This window comes from Falsiroseomonas sp. HW251 (assembly GCF_050563545.1).
GTDB lineage: Bacteria > Pseudomonadota > Alphaproteobacteria > Acetobacterales > Acetobacteraceae > Falsiroseomonas.
Map to the genome: position 1 here is coordinate 55038 of NZ_JBNXUM010000036.1, position 17090 is coordinate 72127.

The 17090-nt window shown below is 67.9% G+C and carries 13 protein-coding genes and 1 pseudogene; 12 read left to right on the forward strand and 2 right to left on the reverse strand.

Annotation, left to right across the window (positions count from 1 at the left end; genetic code table 11):
• Positions 1–5: 5 nt before the first annotated feature.
• The 12 genes and pseudogenes from ACLF3M_RS30110 (at position 6) to ACLF3M_RS30165 (ending at position 14909) form a co-directional block, all read left to right on the forward strand.
• Entirely contained in the window at positions 6–2183 is a 2178-nt protein-coding gene (locus tag ACLF3M_RS30110) for a molybdopterin cofactor-binding domain-containing protein (protein WP_430660710.1), read from the forward strand.
• A 46-nt stretch (positions 2184–2229) separates the two neighbouring features.
• Positions 2230–3066: an alpha/beta fold hydrolase gene (locus ACLF3M_RS30115; RefSeq protein WP_430660711.1), complete on the forward strand. Its 837-nt coding sequence runs from the start codon at positions 2230–2232 to the stop codon at positions 3064–3066.
• 185 nt (positions 3067–3251) lie between these two features.
• Positions 3252–4073: a redoxin domain-containing protein gene (locus ACLF3M_RS30120; RefSeq protein ID WP_430660712.1), complete on the forward strand. Its 822-nt coding sequence runs from the start codon at positions 3252–3254 to the stop codon at positions 4071–4073.
• A gap of 37 nt (positions 4074–4110) precedes the next feature.
• Entirely contained in the window at positions 4111–5490 is a 1380-nt protein-coding gene (locus tag ACLF3M_RS30125; RefSeq protein WP_430660713.1) for an FAD-containing oxidoreductase, read from the forward strand.
• A 483-nt stretch (positions 5491–5973) separates the two neighbouring features.
• Positions 5974–6927, forward strand: a complete 954-nt coding sequence (locus ACLF3M_RS30130; protein ID WP_430660714.1) for an HlyD family secretion protein — start codon at positions 5974–5976, stop codon at positions 6925–6927.
• Entirely contained in the window at positions 6924–9284 is a 2361-nt protein-coding gene (locus ACLF3M_RS30135) for an ABC transporter permease (RefSeq protein ID WP_430660715.1), read from the forward strand. The genes ACLF3M_RS30130 and ACLF3M_RS30135 overlap by 4 nt, the downstream gene beginning before the upstream one ends.
• Before the next feature lie 121 nt (positions 9285–9405).
• Positions 9406–10272, forward strand: a complete 867-nt coding sequence (locus ACLF3M_RS30140; protein WP_430660716.1) for an efflux RND transporter periplasmic adaptor subunit — start codon at positions 9406–9408, stop codon at positions 10270–10272.
• A 51-nt stretch (positions 10273–10323) separates the two neighbouring features.
• The gene (locus ACLF3M_RS30145; RefSeq protein ID WP_430660717.1) at positions 10324–11820 is read left to right on the forward strand and encodes a cyclic nucleotide-binding domain-containing protein; all 1497 of its coding nucleotides are present in this window, start codon (positions 10324–10326) and stop codon (positions 11818–11820) included.
• A 442-nt stretch (positions 11821–12262) separates the two neighbouring features.
• A pseudogene (locus ACLF3M_RS30150) lies at positions 12263–12874 on the forward strand (IS630 family transposase); the annotation flags it as partial.
• Between the two features lie 803 nt (positions 12875–13677).
• A complete protein-coding gene (locus tag ACLF3M_RS30155; protein ID WP_430660718.1) occupies positions 13678–14127 on the forward strand; it encodes a hypothetical protein in 450 nt (149 codons plus the stop codon).
• 522 nt (positions 14128–14649) lie between these two features.
• Positions 14650–14790 carry a hypothetical protein gene (locus ACLF3M_RS30160; RefSeq protein ID WP_430660719.1) on the forward strand — a complete coding sequence of 47 codons (141 nt, stop codon included), beginning with the start codon at positions 14650–14652 and terminating at the stop codon, positions 14788–14790.
• On the forward strand, positions 14784–14909 hold the full coding sequence (locus ACLF3M_RS30165) for a hypothetical protein (RefSeq protein WP_430660720.1): 126 nt from the start codon (positions 14784–14786) through the stop codon (positions 14907–14909). The genes ACLF3M_RS30160 and ACLF3M_RS30165 overlap by 7 nt, the downstream gene beginning before the upstream one ends.
• 424 nt (positions 14910–15333) lie before the next feature.
• On the opposite strand, the gene ACLF3M_RS30170 is transcribed toward ACLF3M_RS30165, so the two are convergent.
• Positions 15334–16230 carry an ABC transporter permease gene (locus tag ACLF3M_RS30170; protein ID WP_430660721.1) on the reverse strand — a complete coding sequence of 299 codons (897 nt, stop codon included), beginning with the start codon at positions 16228–16230 and terminating at the stop codon, positions 15334–15336.
• Positions 16196–17090 (reverse strand): ABC transporter permease (locus ACLF3M_RS30175; protein ID WP_430660722.1); only part of this gene is annotated, 895 nt, incomplete at its 5' end. The genes ACLF3M_RS30170 and ACLF3M_RS30175, both read right to left, overlap by 35 nt.

The window sequence follows — 17090 nt, forward strand, 5'->3', positions numbered from 1 at the left end:
GTACGATGCCCGCCGCAGTGCCTTCCTCGCCTCTCGATCGTCGCGGGGTCCTTGTCATCGGCGCCGCGCTCGGTGGTGGGATGCTCCTCGGCGTCGCGCTGCCCCGGGTGCCGCGTTATGCGCGTGCGGCCGATCCACCGGCCGCATTTGCCCCGAACGCCTTTGTCCGCATCGATCGCCAGGGTGCGGTGACGCTGATTATGCCGATGGCGGAGATGGGGCAAGGCACCTACACGTCGCTGCCAATGCTGCTGGCCGAGGAGCTCGAGGTCGACCTCGACCAGGTCCGGCTCGAGCATGCGCCGGCCGACGACGCGCTCTACGGCAATGCGATCCTGCAGAGCCAGACCACCGGGCTGTCCTCCTCAGTGCGGGCATTCTGGACGCCACTGCGCCAGGCCGGCGCGGTCGCCCGCAGCCTGTTGATCACGGCGGCCTCGCGCGAATGGGGTGTCGATCCCGCCACGTGCAGGGCACGTCACGGCGCGGTCTCGGACGCGGGCGGCACGCGCAGCCTGCGTTACGGCGACCTGGTCGCAGTGGCCGCTACCCTGCCCGAGCCCGCGGCCGACAGCGTGCGGCTGAAGGATCCGAAGGACTTCACGCTGATCGGCACTCCGGCAAGGCGGCTGGATGCGCCTGACAAGGTGAACGGCCGCGCGGCGTATGGCATCGACACGCGGCTGCCAGGCATGGGCGTCGCCGCGATCGCGATCTCGCCGGCCTTCGGGGGCAAGGTTCGATTGCTCGACGAGGCTGCGGCGCGCAGCGTGAAAGGTGTTCGCCAGGTCGTTCGGCTCGGGGAGGTGGTCGCCGTCGTCGCGGAGCACTTGGGCGCGGCGAAGAAGGCGCTCGCGGCCGCGGCGGTCGAGTGGGATGACGGCCCCAATGCAGGGCTCGCGACCACCGACATAGTGCGCCAACTCGAAGAAGCGTCGAGGCGTCCCGGCGCAGTGGCGCGCGATCAGGGCGACGCGGCGGGCGCACTCGCCGGTGCGGCGCAGCGGCTCGATGCGGTCTATCAGATGCCGTTCCTTGCGCATGCGGCGATGGAACCGATGAACTGCACGGCCCATGTTCGCCGTGATGGATGCGACATCTGGGTCGGCACCCAGGCGCCCACCCTGACCCAGGCCGTGGTCGCCGACGTCACCGGCCTGCCGAAGGAGGCGATCAGGGTTCACAATCACCTGCTGGGTGGCGGCTTCGGCCGGCGGCTCGACGTGGACGGGACGGCGCTGGCCGTCAGGATCGCCCAGCACGTGGACGGGCCGGTGAAGGTCGTGTGGAGCCGGGAGGAGGATATCCAGCACGACATGTATCGGCCTTACTACTACGACCGGCTGTCGGCGGGGCTCGACGGAAGCGGCAGGCCGGTCGCGTGGACGCATCGTATCGCCGGATCCTCGGTCTCCGCGCGCTACGCACCGGCTTTCGTCCAGAACGGTGTCGATCTCGATGCCGTGGAATGCGCGGCGGACCTGCCCTACGACCTGCCCAACATCCGCGTCGATTATGTCCGGGTCGAGCCGCCCGGCATCCCGACCGCCTACTGGCGAGGCGTCGGGCCGACCCACAACGTCTTTGTCGTCGAGAGCTTCATGGATGAGCTTGCCGCGGCGGCCAGGCAAGATCCGTTGGCCTATCGCAGGGCCCTGCTCGGCCACAACCCGCGGGCGCTCGGCGTGCTGGATTTGGCTGCGGAAAAGGCCGGGTGGGGCCGGCCGCTGGAGACCCGGCGTGGCCTGGGTGTCGCGGTGCAGTTCGCCTTTGGCAGCTATCTCGCGCAGGTGGCGGAGGTCGAGGTCGCGGTGGACGGTGAAGTGCGGGTGCACCGCATCGTCTGTGCCGTCGACTGCGGCCTCGCTGTCAATCCCGACACGATCGCCGCCCAGGTCGAGGGCGGAACACTCTTCGGCCTGACCGCCGCTCTGCACGGCGCGATCACCCTGAAGAACGGTCGCGTGGAGCAGAGCAATTTCGACACCTACCGCCCCATGCGGATCGATGAGGTCCCGACCATCGAGACGCATCTGATCAAGAGCGGCGAGGCACCTGGCGGCATTGGCGAGGCGCCGACCTGCACCGTCGCGCCGGCAGTGACGAATGCGATCTTCGCCGCGACCGGCCGCCGCGTTCGAACGCTGCCCATCGACACCGGAAGGCTGAGATCTTCGGGGTGACCGCTTGCCTTCTTCCTCACAGACGCTGAACCGCGAGAGGTGAGACATGAGCACCATCATCACACGAGACGGAACCGAGATCTTCTTTAAGGACTGGGGGTCCAGGAATGCTCAGCCGCTTTTCTTCCACCATGGCTGGCCGCTGAGTGCTGACGATTGGGACACCCAGCTGCTCTATTTCCTCGACAAGGGGTTCCGCGTCGTCGCCCACGACCGCCGTGGTCACGGTCGTTCCAGCCAGGTCAGCGACGGACACGACATGGACCGTTACGCCGCCGATGTCGCTGCAGTGGCTGAGCATCTCGAGCTCAGGAATGCTGTCCATATCGGCCATTCCACCGGCGGCGGCGAGGCGACGCACTACGTCGCCCGTCATGGTCAGCGCCAGGGGCGCGTCGCCAAGCTCGTCCTGATTGGCGCCGTGCCGCCGATCATGGTGAAGACCCCGGCCAATCCCGGCGGCCTGCCGATCGAGGTTTTCGACGGCTTCCGACAGCAGCTCGCAGCCAATCGCGCCCAGTTCTATCTCGATTTGGCGAGCGGTCCCTTCTACGGCTTCAACCGGCCTGGCGCGCAGGTCTCGCCAGCGGTGATCCAGAACTGGGTTCGCCAGGGCATGATGGGCGGCGCGAAGGCGCACTACGACGGCATCAAGGCCTTCTCGGAGACCGACTTCACCGACGACCTGAAGATCATTGATGTACCGACGCTCGTGATGCACGGTGACGATGACCAGATCGTGCCGATTGCCGACTCCGCGCTGCTGTCGTCGAAGCTGCTGAAGAACGCCACGCTGAAAGTCTACGAGAAGCTTCCGCACGGCATGTGCACTACGCATGGCCATGTGGTGAATCCCGATCTTCTCGCCTTCGTCCGGGGGTGAGTCGGGCGGCGAGAACCGGGCTCCGGAGGACATTTGCCGTGCAACGTCGAGACATACTGGCGTCAGCGCTTGCATCCGGGGCCACCACACTGAGTGCGCTGCCGCAGGCGGGGCATGCAGCGGAATCGCCAGCACCTCCATTCCTTGTGGAGCAATGGCTGAACGCCGGATCTCCGGAGGCCGGCGTGCTGCGCGGCAAGGTCGGCCTGGTGAACTTCTGGACCTATTCCTGCATCTACGCGTTACGGTCGATGACCTACATCAAGCGCTGGCACGAGGAATACGGGCCTGCCGGCCTGCAGGTCGTCGGCATCCACACGCCAGAATTCGCCTTCGAGCATCTTCGCCCGAACGTGGAGCTCGCGCTCCGCGAATACGGCATCCGCTTTCCCGTCGGCCAGGACAACGACTACCGGACCTGGCGAGCCTGGAGCAACCGGGCCTGGCCGAGCTTCTACATCCTCGATCGGGAAGCGCGGATCGTGAAGCTCCGCGAAGGCGAGGGCCACGCGATGGAGATGGAGCGGACCATCCGCGGGCTTCTCGGCCTCTCGCAAGAGGTCGCGCCGCGTACCCCGCCAGACGACATGGATCTCTCGCGAGTCGCTTCGCCCGAGATGTATTTCGGTGCAATCCACCCGACACCGCAGGAACCCGGGCAGTCGCCTCGCCGGGGGCTTGGGATCTACGCCTTCAGCTCCGGCGGGCCGCGTCTCAATCGCTACGAGCTCGACGGAAGCTGGCTCCGCGACGGCGAACCGCTGGTCCTGCGCTCGGACCAGGGCAGGCTGCGGCTGCACTACTCTGCCGCCAAGGTCCACCTTGTCGCGGCCGCGCCGGATGACGCGACCGTGCGAGTGAGGTCCGGGCGGGAGGAGTGGCGAACCATCCGCATCGGCTGGCCTGCCCTATACACGGTCGTTGACGCCACACGTTACGCCGAGCAGGTCATGGAGCTTGAGGCAATGTCGCCCGGGTTGTCGCTCTACAGCGCGACCTTTGGCTAGCTGCGCCCTTTCGGTCGGCCCTGAGGAGCAGTCCAGGATGGTCGAGAGCTACGACGTCGTTGTGATCGGCAGCGGCCAGGCCGGCCCGTCGCTGGCCGTACGCATGGCACAGAACGGATTGCGGACGGCCCTGGTCGAGCGCGAGCACCTCGGCGGCACCTGCGTGAACGACGGCTGCACCCCGACGAAGACGCTCGTGGCGAGCGCCCGCGTCGCCCACATGGCTCGACGTGCCGCGGACTACGGCGTGCGTATAGGCGGCGAGGTCGGCGTGAACATGGCCGCCGTGAAGGCGCGCAAGGACCGGGTGGTGCAGGCGTCGCTCGACGGCCTCCGCGCCTGGCTGTCCCGCACGCAGAACCTCGACCTCATCGCGGGCACGGCGCGGTTCACAGGTCCGCGCACGATCGCGGTCGGCGCGCGTACACTGTCGGCCTCGCGCATCTTCATCAATACCGGGGGCCGACCCCTGGTCCCGGACTGGCCTGGCCTCTCCGACGTCCCCTACCTCACCAACGTCTCCATGATGGACGTCGACCGCGTGCCGGAGCACATGATCGTGGTGGGCGGCAGCTATATCGGCCTCGAGTTCGCGCAGATGTTTCGTCGATTCGGGTCCGAGGTGACGATCCTCGAACATGCGGACCGGCTGATCGCGCGCGAAGATCCTGACGTCTCCGCCGCGATCGCCGAAATTCTGAAGGCCGAGGGCATAGCGGTGCGCTGCGGGATCCGTGATCCTAGCGTCGCTCCTCACGCCTCCGGGGTGCGCGTGGACGCCACCGCCTCGAACCAGCCCCTCTCGATCATCGGCAGCGACCTGCTGCTGGCGGTCGGACGGCGGCCAAACGTAGAGGATCTCGACCTAGAGGCCGCCGGCGTCAGGCTCGACGCGCAGGGCTTCATCGCGGTTGACGACGAGCTTCGGGCGAGTGCGGAAGGCATCTGGGCGCTTGGCGACGTGAACGGGAAAGGCGCCTTCACTCATACCTCCTACAACGACCATGAGATCGTTGCGGCCAATTTGCTGGACGGCGGATCACGCCGTGTCTCGGATCGTATCGCGACCTATGCGCTGTTCACCGACCCGCCGCTCGGCCGCGCCGGCATGACGGAGACGCAGGTGCGCGCGACCGGCAAGCCGGCGCTCAAGGGGCATATCCCGATGACCCGCGTTGCCCGCGCGCGCGAACGAGGTGAGACGCAGGGCTTCATGAAGGTGCTGGTGGACGGCGAGACCAAGCTCATCCTTGGCGCCGCCCTGCTTTGCATCGAAGCAGACGAGATCGTCCATTCGCTGCTCGACATCATGAGCGCGCGGGCGCCGTACACGGTGATTGAGCGGACCATGCATATCCATCCGACCGTGAGTGAGCTGATTCCGACGATGCTCGCCGAGCTTCGGCCGATGACCTAGCTGCGCCTACGCTCGCGCAAGGTGGCCGCGATATGCGGAGGCGCCTGGAGATGACCAAAGTACCCCGGTGTGCTGCTGCTGCTGCGGTGCACGCCGCGCTCGGCCGCCGCCGCTGAAGCCCGATGTGGACCCTCACCCCGGTCACACCGTTTTCCTCAACGGCGGCCGCAGCACGGCTGCCAGGAGCAATCACCTTCGTCTCTAGCCGCGGGCACCTTGGCGGGTGCGCCCTGCTGGACCACGGCATTACGATACCGGCGCGGCGGAGCAAGCATCGAAATCGTCAGCCTGTGCCCGTCGCGCTAATGCTAACCTGCCCATGCCTTGGCACCGGCCGCTGGCGCATTCGATGCGCCGGCGCGCAGCGCCACCTCGAGGGTGGATAGGGGTACAAGCGCCATGGACACCGCAGGCGAACGAACCTTGCAGGCGCCACAGGCAGTTGCGCCGTCGCGGTCGGCCCCGGCGGCCATTCTCGTTGCCGTGTTCTTTGCGGCCATGGTCGGGCTCTCGGTCTGGTATCTCACGCGGCCGGAGCCGCTGCTGATCCAGGGCGAGGTGCAGTCGCGCAGCTTCGACATGGCACCGCGGGTGGACGGCCGCATCGCCCGGATCCTGGTCGCGCGGTCCGAGGACATACGGCAAGGCGCGCCGTTGCTGCGCATCGAGAACCCCGAGCTGCTCGCTCGCCTAAGGCAGAACGAGGCGGAGCTCGCGGTCGCCCGCGCGGAGCTGGCCCGCGTCGAGGCGGGCTTCCGGGCGGAGACGATCGCGACCCGCCGCGCGCAGGTGGACCGCGCCGCGGCCGACCTCACGCTGGCGCAGCAGACCTATGATCGCGTGCGCCAGCTCGCCGCCGACCGCTTCGCGCCGCAGGCGCAGCTTGACCAGGCGACTGCCGCCCGGTCGGTGGCGCAGCGCGGGCTGGAGCAGGCACGCTTCGCCTATAACGAGGCGGTAGCGGGCTTCATCCCGGAGGACCACGCCATCGCCCAGGCGAAGGTCGCCTCGGCCGAGGCCGCGCTCCAGACCACGCAGTCTCTCGTGGACCAGCTCGTCGTGGCCGCGCCGGCGGACAGCCAGGTGTTCCGCATTTCCGCCGAGGCAGGCGAGGTCGCCGTGCCCGGCATCCCGCTGCTCAGCCTCGTGGACATGTCCGACATGTGGGTGCAGTTCGACCTGCGCGAGGACCTGCTGCGGGGCCTGTCTCCTGGGGCAAGGCTGCTGGTGCGCGTGCCGGCCCTGCAGGATCGCGAGGTCGAGGTCGAGATCCGCGTCATCGCGCCGCATGGCGAGTACACGGGCTGGCGTGCGACGCGCGCGACCGGCGACTTCGACCTGAGGACCTTCGAGGTCCGCGCCTACCCCGCCGCGCCTGTCCCCGGTCTCCGCCCAGGCATGAGCGTCTACGCAGACTGGTCCGGGCTGCGGCGATGAGCACCATGCGCCCTGGCCTGCTCGCCGTCGCCGCGCGCGAGGTCCGCTGGATCCTTCGCGACCCCGTGGCCCGGTTCCTGCTGTTCGGCGTGCCGGTCATCGCCTTCCTCGTCCTCGGCTACGCCTTTAGCAACGCCGTCGTGCGTGGTCTGTCGGTTGCGGTGGTGGACCAAGATCATTCGACGGTGTCGGCGGAGTTCGTGCAGACGCTCGCGGCGGTACCGGGTATCGCGGTGGATGTGCGCGGCAGCGACCTCGGCGCCGCGGCGCACGCCATCCGGTCCGGCGACGCCATAGCCGCGGTCTACCTGCCGCCCGATTTCGGCAAGGACCTACGCGCGGGGCGCCGGCCGCAGGTCGTGGCCTTCTACAACACGCAGTACTTCACCCCCGGGAACACCGCCGCCAAGGGCATCCGCGATGCGCTGGCCGCGGCGTCGGCAGCCGCGGCGCCGGCAACGGCGGCGCTGGCCGGCGCGCACCTGGCCGACGCGCCACCAGGCCTGGTCGCGGAGGAGTACGTGCTTTCGAACCCCGCAATGAACTACGCGGCGTTCCTGCTGCGCGCCCTTCTGCCGACCGTGCTGCACGTGGTTGTCGCGATCGTCGCGGGCTACGCCGTGGGCTCGGAGTTCCGGCGGCGCGGGCTGAGGGAGTGGTGGGACGCGTCAGGCCACAGCGTCGCCGCCGCACTCGCAGGCAAGATGCTGCCCTACTTCGTCGTGGCGACGGCGCTGTTCGCCGGTATGGTCGGCATCCTCGATGGCTGGCTCGGCGTCGGCTTCCGCGGCAGCGGCGTCCTGACCGCCGCGGCTGCCATGCTGCTAGTCGTGGCGTACCTGATGATCGGCTGCCTGATGCAGCTCCTCACCCGCAACATGGCGACCGGGCTGAGCCTCACCGGCATCCTCGTTTCGCCGGCGTTCGGCTACGCCGGCATCGGCTTTCCCGTGATCGCCATGGAGCCCTTCGCACGCGCCTGGGGGGCGCTGTTGCCGCTGCGCTGGTATGTGCAGATCCTGTTCGACCAGGCCGCGCGCGGCAGCCCGGTGCAGGACAGTGCAGTGCCCTTCGCGATCCTGCTCGGCCTCGCCCTGCTCTCGACGCTGCTGGTGTGGCTGCGCTTCCGCGCGCTGGCGCGCCGCGGCTTCGCCCTTCCCGTCGGGTCCGAGGCGGCGGAGCAGCCTCCGGCCACGGGCATCGCGGGCTGCTTCGCGGCGGAGTGGCGCCGCGTGCTGCGTGACCGCGGCGTGCTGAGCCTGATGGTACTCGGCCCTGCCTTCTACTCGATCTTCTACCCGCAGCCCTATCTCGGCATGGTGGTGCGCGACATCCCGATCGCGGTGGTGGACCAGGACCATTCGGAGGTGAGCCGGGGCCTCATGCAGGCGCTTGAGGCGCACGGCAACGTCTCCATCGCGCTGCGCGCAAGCAGCTTCCGGGAGGCGGAGGAGGCGATCCGGGCGCGGCGTGCCTACGGCATCGTCGGTATTCCCCCGGACACCGAGCGGAACCTGCTGAAGGGCGTGCAGGCGCGCCTGCCGGTCTATGCCGATTCGACCTATTTCCTGGTCTTCAACCGCACGCTGCAGGGCATGCTGGAAGCCCTGCAGGCCTACGCGCAGGACCGTCTCGGACATGGCGCAAGGCGCGAGGGGCCGCGGGGCCTGGCCCTGACTTCCGCGCTGAGCCCGGCGGCCGTCGTGCTCGTGCCGCTGTTCAACCCGACCGCGTCCTACGCCAGCTACGTGGTGCCGGCGGCGTTCGTGCTCATCCTGCACCAGACGCTGCTGATGGGGGCGGCCACGCTCGGCGGCGCGGCCTTCGAACGGGCGGGGGGGCAGGGCCGCGGAGCCCGCGCCAGTGCCCCAGCGATCCTGGGCCAGGCGCTGGCGCACTGGACCATCTACGTGCCGGCGGTCCTGCTCTACTTCGTGGTCATGCCGCGCGTGTACGGCTTCTCGACACTCGGCAGCCCGTGGCAGGTCGCTGCGGTCGCCTTCCCCTTCATACTGGCGACCAGCTTCCTCGGCCAGGCGCTCGGCCTCGCCTTCCGCCACCGGGAAACCGCGGTCCTCCTCGTCCTCGCCAGCAGCCTGCCGCAGTTCTTCCTTGTCGGCGTGTCCTGGCCTTCGGAAGCCTTGCCGGCTTTCCTGCGCGACGCGCGGCACCTGCTGCCGAGCGTCAGCGCAATCGACGCGATCGTGCGCATCGGCCAGATGGGCGCGACGCCGGCGGAAGTGCGCGGGCTGTGGGGCACGCTGTGGGCGCTGGCGCTGCTCTACTTCGTTCTGGCCGTGCTGGCGGCCGGGGTGCGACCCCTGCGGTGGTGGCGGATCGATGCGCACTCTGTCTAGACGCCGGACCATTGCCCTTGCCGCGGCCGCCCTCCTTGCCGCTTGTGCAACGCTTTGGATCGCGCTGCATGGCCCGGAGAAGGACGACGGCGATCTCGTCGGGATGGTACGGCAGACGGAGGTGAAGATCGCGCCGGAGATCAGCGGGCGCCTCGACCGCTACCTCGTGCATGGAGGGGACGGGGTGAGCGCCGGCCAGCCGCTCGCGGTGTTGCGCAGCCCTGAACTCGCCGCATCGGTTGTGGAGGCGAGGGCGCAACTGGAGCGGGCGCGTGCCGACCGTAACCGCGTCTACGCCGGGGTCCGGCAGGAGGAGGTGGATGCGCTCGAGCGCAGCATCCACAAGTCCGAGGCGACCCTCCTCCTGGCCCAGCAGGAACACGACCGGAGGTCCAGGCTCGTGGCAAGCTCCGATGCAACGCGGCAGGCGCTGGACGCGGCGCGCGCCGAAGTGGCCCGCGCAGAAGCCGACCGCGCCATGGCGCAATCCCAGTACGCCGAGGCGCAGGCGGGCCCGACTGCCGAAGAGCGCGCCCTGGCCGATGCCCAGGTCGGGGTAGCCGAGGCGGCGCTGGCCGTGGTGGAGGCGCGCGCCGCGAAGCTCGTGCTGCGGGCGCCAGCGGAGGGCACTGTCGCCCTCCTCGTGCCGGAGGTCGGTGAAAGCGTCGTGCCCGGCGAGCCGGTCCTGACACTGCTGCCCGTCGATGGCGTCTGGTTCAGCTTTAACATCCGCGAGGACCGGCTGGGCAGGCTATCGATCGGCGCGCCGGTCGAGCTGCGCATCCCCGGACGTGCCGATCCCGTGTCCGCCACCCTGTCGGAGCTGCGGAACTGGGGCGAATTCGCGGTCTGGCGAGCGGCGCGCGCCGCGGGGGACCACGATCTGAACACGCTTCTTCTGCGCTTCGATCCGGCCCGGCGCATCCATTCCGCCGAGGCCGGCCAGACGGTGCTGATCAGGCCCGTGGCGACGGAGGAGAGCCGCTAAGAAGTTGGCCGGACCAGTTAGCTGAATGAGGACGGTTGCGACCCAGGCGCCATGCCAAGCTATATCGACATTGCGGATCTGATTGCTGATCGCTTCGTCCAGACGGGCGTGCTCGCCGTCATCGGGGCTTTGGTGACGCGCGTCCTGCTTCGCCACCACCCCAGGCTCCGCATGGTCGGCCAGATCGCCTTCTTTGCGGCGCTCACCGCATTGCTGCTCCACTATGGCATCGTCCCTTACGAACCAGGGCCCTCCGACGTGTCCGGCCTTGAGCTCGGTTTCGTCGCACTCGCGAAGACCATCTGGTGGATCAATGCCGCTTGGTTCCTGACCAGCATCGTCCGCGTCTTCCTGACCCTCGAGCAGCAGCCCCGCGAAGGGCGACTGCTCCAGGACGTTGTAGTCGGATTCATTTATGTCGGCGTGCTGCTGTCCGTCATCGCTTATGTCTTCAATGCTCCGATTGGCACGCTCGTCGCCACCTCGGGTGTCCTCGCGATCATCCTTGGCCTCGCCCTGCAAAGCACGCTGAGCGACGCATTCTCGGGCGTCGCGCTCAACCTGAGCCGGCCCTACGGAATTGGCGACTGGCTCGTGGTGGGCAACGGGATCGAAGGCCGCGTCGTGGAAACCAACTGGCGAGCCACGCATCTGCTCAGTGGAACAAACGATCTCGTCGTCATTCCCAACAGCGACCTGGCCAAGGCGCGGCTCACCAACCGCAGCGGTCCTAGCCCAAGCCATGGCGTGAATCTCACGACGCACTTCAAGCCGACGTCTGAGCCTTCCAGAATGATCGAGGTGATGCGCTCGGTGCTCTTGAGCAGCACCTCCATCGAGACCACGCCGGAGCCGACTGTGCAGGTGACGGGCCTGGATGCGAGCGCGGTAAGGCTCGAACTCTCATTCAGGGTTGCGGACGTCACCGCCGTCGGAAGGGCGAAAAGCGAGATTTTCGACCTCGTCTACCGCCACGCCAAGTCGGCGAGGCTGGAATTGGCATCTTCGGCCGAGACCGGCGGCCTGCCCGCGAGAGACGCCACGCCGCATGAGCGGATCACACCATTGTTGCTGCTCGATGCAATCGGCCTGTTCAACTCCCTGACCGACGAGGAAAAGAGCGCTCTCGCTGCGACGATGACCTCCCGCAGCTTCCGGAAGGGGGACATCCTTGTTGAGCAGGGTGTGGTGCTGAACTCCCTGATGATTATGCTGAACGGCGTCGTCACGGTGTCGCGGCGCGAGGGCACACGAGACATCGAGTTGCGCCGCCTCGCGCCAGGCAATTTCTTCGGCGAGGGAGGCCTGCTCACGGGCGCAGGGGAGCCCGGAACCGTGCGGGCCCTGACGTTTGTCATCGTATACCAGATCACCCAAGAAGGTCTCGCGCCGCTGCTGCGCGACCGTCCCAGCATGGCGGAAGAATTGGCATCGCTGCTCGCTCGGCGCAGTGCCAGACAGGCGCGTCTGTTGGAACCGAGCCACGATGTCGAATTGAAGTCCGCGCCTCGACTGGCCGAACGGATCCGTCAGCTCTTCGATGTCTGATTTGCCCGCCTGGGCGGCTAATCCTCTGCGCAGGGCGGACGAGGCGAGGCGGAGGATAGTACTCCGGGGCTATCGGTCATCGAGCACCGATAGTCCGTCGCGCTCGGTACTCCGGATTGAGGCCCACTGGCTGGCGAGCCGCGCGGTCCATACCGCAGTTCGCGTCTCGCCCGATGCGGTGGCGCTGCATTTCGAGGCACTCGAACCGGACGCCGCGGACGGAGAGATCCGGCTGCGACAGGATTGGGCGCGACAGGTCGAGGCACCGGCGCGGCTTGCCGGGGTTCCGGTGCCTTGCCTCGTTGTCGAGCTGTCACCCTACGCAGCCTGCTTGCGCCGATCCTGCGCAGCGTCGCGGCGCTGCGTAGGAAACAGGAAGGGCGGCCAGTCGTCGTCGTGCTGTCGGAGTTCGTCGGCGGCCGCTGGTGGGAGGTGCTGATACAAAGCGCTGATGGCCGCGGAGCTCGCGCGCCCCGACGTCGCCGCGCGGCGCAAGGAGTGGATCGAGCAGCGCCAGCCCCGCATGCGACGCGAGCCCGGCCGCCTCGTCTTCCTCGATGAGACCGCCGTCAACACCAAGATGACACGCCTGCGTGGCCGCGCTCGCCGCGGCCAGCGTCTGCGCGCGCGTGCTCCCTATGCCAGGTGGGGCACGCAGACCTTCATCGCCGGGCTGCGGGCCGACCGCCTGGTCGCGCCCTGGGTGATCGAGGGTCCCATCAACCGCACCAGCTTCAACACCTACATCGAGACCCAACTCGCCCCGACGCTCTCGCGCGGCGATGTCGTGATCGCCGACAACCTCTCCGTCCACGACAGCGCCGTCGCCAAGGCCACGCTGCGCCAGCGCGGCGCCTGGTTCCTCTTCCTGCCGCAGTACTCGCCAGATCTGAACCCGATCGAGATGGCGTTCGCCAAACTGAAGTCGCACCTCCGCAAGGCCGCCGCCCGCACCTTCGACGACCTCATCGCCGCCATTGGTGACATCTGCGACCTCTACAGCCCAAGCGAGTGCTGGAGCTATTTCAGCACCGCAGGATACGCACCGGATTAACGGCACGATGCTTTAGCCGTCCTCATCCCGCGGTGGCAGCTGGAGGCGCCGGATACGAAAGCCGTCCTGGCAGAAGAGGAGCCCGTCCCTGCACATTAGCCGGCGCCCTCTTCGCGGCGTCACAGTGCCTCGGGAGCTTAGCTCGCCACGATGCCTAGCGACCGCGCCACGACTTCGCAGGTCATGAGGTCGAGCTGTCCGCCTCCGGCGTTTCTTGAACAGCGTGATGTCCTGCGCCGTGCGCCTGCCGCGCACCGCCCCGCTGGCGAGGTCGTAATGGTCGCCGATGATACGGTCGTATGTCAGCGCGCCGCTCGCAAGCGGCTGGGCGATGTCGCCCACGTCATTGGCCGAGGCGCGGAGGTCGGTGAAGACGAGCGCGCGGCGAGGTCCAGATGCATACCCGGCGGCAGGCCGGCGCCGTGCACCAGTGGCGGGTGGGATCGTGTGCAGATGCTGACCATCTCGGCCTCGGCAAGCGCGGCAAGCGCGGCAACGCGGTCAGGCGCGGGCTCGGCTGGATGCCCTCCCGCACGAGAATAGCTGCGGTCGCGGCAGCACGATCCACGGACCGGTTCCACACCAGAATGCGTCGAATGGAAGGCCGCACCGCACGATGTGCACGGGGAGTCAGCGCGACATTTCGCCCCCTGTCCCGCAAGGCTGTGGCGAGGTCTTGCGACCCGGACGTTGCCCTCTCCACCGGCGCCGTGCCCGGCTATCAGATCTGGGACCAGCCCGCAGAGCCTGAAGGCGCGATGCGGTGTTGGACCCAGAACAAGGAGCGAGCATAGCTATGAGTAATGAAGCGTCTCTGGTTGTACTGTTTCGATATAACACCAAATATCTTGTGCCCAGCTTTTTTGTTAATCGGCGCTGGGCGGCAGCGCGACTTCGCGCTCGCCAATGCCGAAACTCACAACAGGATGAAGATCATGACCGAAGACACCGGAGCCCTCGGCGCGCCCGCGCGCGCTGACCAATTGGATATAATCTTTGCTTGTGAGGACCTCCGCGCTGTCCTGCTCCAGCTCGAGCAGGTACTTCGGCTCCACGAAGCCGAGGCGCAACGCGCACTGTCGGCGGGAGCCGGCATGACGACGCGGGAGGTTGCGGCAAGCTGGACGAGCGCCAGTGAGCTACTGGCCCATACTGTCGTTGCACTGCGCGCAGCAGAGGTCCGAATGACGGCGCAGTTTGAAGCGGTGCTTCAGCAGCTGCGAGCGGTCGCAAGCAGAAGCATTGAATTCTAGACGAAACGAGCAAGGCCCTCCACCCGATGAGGTGGGGGGCCTTTTTGTTTGCTTAGTCGCAGCGTCGGCATCGGCCGGCGTGGAGCGCCGACTGCCCTGGCGCAGCGCTGCCTAGAGTGCGTCCGCATCCACAGGCCGTGGACGTCTGGCTGCCGCGCGGACCGATTCCGCCCCGCCGGAAGCCGAAGACCTCGCCGTTCTCGACGACGAAGTGGTCGTGCAGCGTAATGCGAAGAGCACGCCGGTCCTTCACTCACCTATGGCTAGCGCCCGGACGGACCCTGATGCGGCGGTGATGGTCCTGGTGCTGCCGACCGTCCTGGTCTCGGCGCCCAGTCCCGTCTACTCGCCGGTCCAACTCGCCTTCGTCTTGGCCGCCCGCCTCGGCCTCTACACCGCCTTCCACTTCATCCAGACCAACTGGCACCGGGCCTACTTCCTGCCGATCGCCGAGGAGGACGACGCGGGTCATACGCGGCCAAGCGGGCGCATGGCGTTAAATGCGCTCGGCCCTGTCTGTCGGTGGCGCTGCTGTCCGTCGTGCTGCTGGCGAAGAGCCTGGCACCGGCGCTGGGGGTGGCGGCGCCCGGCGCGCCCTTCGCGGTCGTCGGCGTGGTCATCGCCCGCTCGAACTCGGCATCTTCGCCGGCGCCAGCGTGCTGATGGCACTCGGCTTCGTCGTGGCGATCATCACCTACGGGACAGGGCGGACGAACCTGCTGTCCGGCATCGTGCATCTCGTGCTGCTGGCGGCCTACGTCTTCACCGTCTTCGCGCCCTGACGGGCACCGCCAGCGCGGCGTGATGCCGGATCGCGCCGGCCGCGACCTCGCACTGGTCCTCAGTCAAGCTGTTGGGCCAATCGTTGGGGCTGCCGCCGGTTCGAGCCAAATAATGGAAGAAATATCAGCTAGTTCCAGGCCGGGAGTGGCGGATGGGGTGGGATTCGAACCGGCGGTACGTAGACAAGAAGCAACGCCGCAGCTCGGAATGCTGCGCATGTTCGTCGGTGTCGCGGTCGAATGCGCCTTGGATGCCGTCGTCGTTGCGCGCTAGTCGGCGGACTGGCCGGCCGCTGTTCGTGGCCGTCAAGAACGACAGTGTCAAGATGGTGACGTCGGCGCGGGTGCAGGTCAGCGTCACGCACGGCTAAGCGAGTTTCTGCTTGGAGGTGCAGCGCCCTCTCCGCAAATCGCAGTCACGCCTCTAGCGCGTCTCCAGTTCCATCCGCGGATCCAGCGCGTCGCGCAGGTCGTCCCCGAGCAGGTTGCAGGCCAGGATCGTCAGCGCGATCGCCAGCCCTGGCAACAGCGATGCGCCCAGCGACAGGTGTAGATAGCCCCGCCCATCATTAATCATCCCGCCCCAGGTGGGTGTCGGCGGCTGCACGCCGAGGCCCAGGAAGCTCATCGTCGCCTCCAGGAGAATCATGCGGGCCAGTTCGAAGCTTGCATAAACGATGATCGGCGAGGCCACGTTCGGCAGGATGTGGCGCAGCATCAGCATCGTATCGCTCGACCCGGCCGCGCGCCCAGCCTCGACGTAGCCGAGTTCACGCACCGTCAGCACCGAACCGCGCACGATGCGCGCGAAGCGCGGCCAGCCCGACAGCGCCAGGATGGCGACCAGGTTCAGAACCGACGGCCCGACCACCGCGGCGACAACGATCACCAGCAGCACGACCGGGAAGGCAAGCTGCACGTCGGCCAAGCGCATGATCACGCTGTCGACCCGGCCGCCGTAGTGGCCCGCCGCAAGCCCCGCCGCGATCCCGACCAGGGCGGCGCCGAGCACCGCCAGCACGGCGACGAAGAGCGTGACCCGCGCGCCATGCACGATGCGCGACAGCAGGTCGCGTCCCAGATGGTCGGTGCCAAGCAGATGCATGGGATCGCCGCCCTCGACCCAGGCAGGCGGCAGCAGGCGCATCAACAGGTCCTGGTCATATGGATCGAGTGATGCGACGACATCCGGCATCACCGCGCAGACCAGCCCGATCGCCAGCACGAGCAGGCTGAATCGCGCCGTCCAGCGCCGCAACAGCCGCTCGAGCAGCGTGCGACCGGGACTAGCCGAGGCGGACTCTGGGGTCGAGGACGGCATAGAGGAGGTCAACGATGAGGTTCACCAGGACGAAGGCAGCGGCGAAGGTGACAACCACCGCCTGCACCACGGGAAAGTCGCGCGCATAGATCGCCTGGATCGCCAGGCGCCCCACGCCGGGCCAGGAGAAGACAGTCTCCGTCACGACAACGCCGCCCAGCAGGAAGCCGGTCTGCAGCCCGACGACGGTGATGACCGGCAGCAGCGCGTTGCGCAGCGCATGCACCCAGACGATGCTGTGCACCGGCAGTCCCTTGGCGCGCGCGGTGCGGATGTAGTCCTGGTTCAGCACGTCGAGCATGCAGGACCGCGTGACCCGCGCGATGATGGCGAAGAAATAGACCGCGAGTGTGCTGGCCGGCAGGATCAGGTTCTCGATCCCCTCGCGTCCGCCGGAGGGTAGCCAGCGCAGCCAGATCGAGAAGATCGCGATACCGACGACGCCGAGATAGAAGGACGGCACCGCCTGGCCGAGCAGTGTCAGCACTCGCAGGATCGCATCCGCCGCCGTCCCGCGTGCCCGCGCCGCGGCGACGCCGGCAGGAATGCCGACGACCAGCGCGATCACCAGCGTCGCAAAGGCGAGTTCGAGCGTTGCGCCGGCGCGTTCCCAGACGAGTTCGCCGGCTGGCTGGCCGAAGCGGATTGACTCGCCGAAATCGCCCTGCAGCAGATGGCCCATCCAGATGAAGAACTGCTCCCAGATCGGCCGGTCGAGCCCGTGGCGCACCCGGAACTCCAACCGCACTTCCTCCGGCGTGGTCGGCGGCAGGATCATGTCGGTGGGATCGCCAGAGAGGCGGACGAGGAAAAAGGTCGCGACCGCCACGCCGAGCAGCACGGGCACCGCGCCGACCAGT

Bases quoted from the DNA above. Each gene is read 5' to 3' on its own strand.
- ACLF3M_RS30110 (WP_430660710.1), top strand. From the start codon at position 6: ATGCCCGCCGCAGTGCCTTCCTCGCCTCTCGATCGTCGCGGGGTCCTT.
- ACLF3M_RS30115 (WP_430660711.1), top strand. From the start codon at position 2,230: ATGAGCACCATCATCACACGAGACGGAACCGAGATCTTCTTTAAGGAC.
- ACLF3M_RS30125 (WP_430660713.1), top strand. From the start codon at position 4,111: ATGGTCGAGAGCTACGACGTCGTTGTGATCGGCAGCGGCCAGGCCGGC.
- ACLF3M_RS30135 (WP_430660715.1), top strand. From the start codon at position 6,924: ATGAGCACCATGCGCCCTGGCCTGCTCGCCGTCGCCGCGCGCGAGGTC.
- ACLF3M_RS30145 (WP_430660717.1), top strand. From the start codon at position 10,324: ATGCCAAGCTATATCGACATTGCGGATCTGATTGCTGATCGCTTCGTC.
- ACLF3M_RS30155 (WP_430660718.1), top strand. From the start codon at position 13,678: ATGAAGCGTCTCTGGTTGTACTGTTTCGATATAACACCAAATATCTTG.
- ACLF3M_RS30170 (WP_430660721.1), bottom strand. From the start codon at position 16,230: ATGCCGTCCTCGACCCCAGAGTCCGCCTCGGCTAGTCCCGGTCGCACG.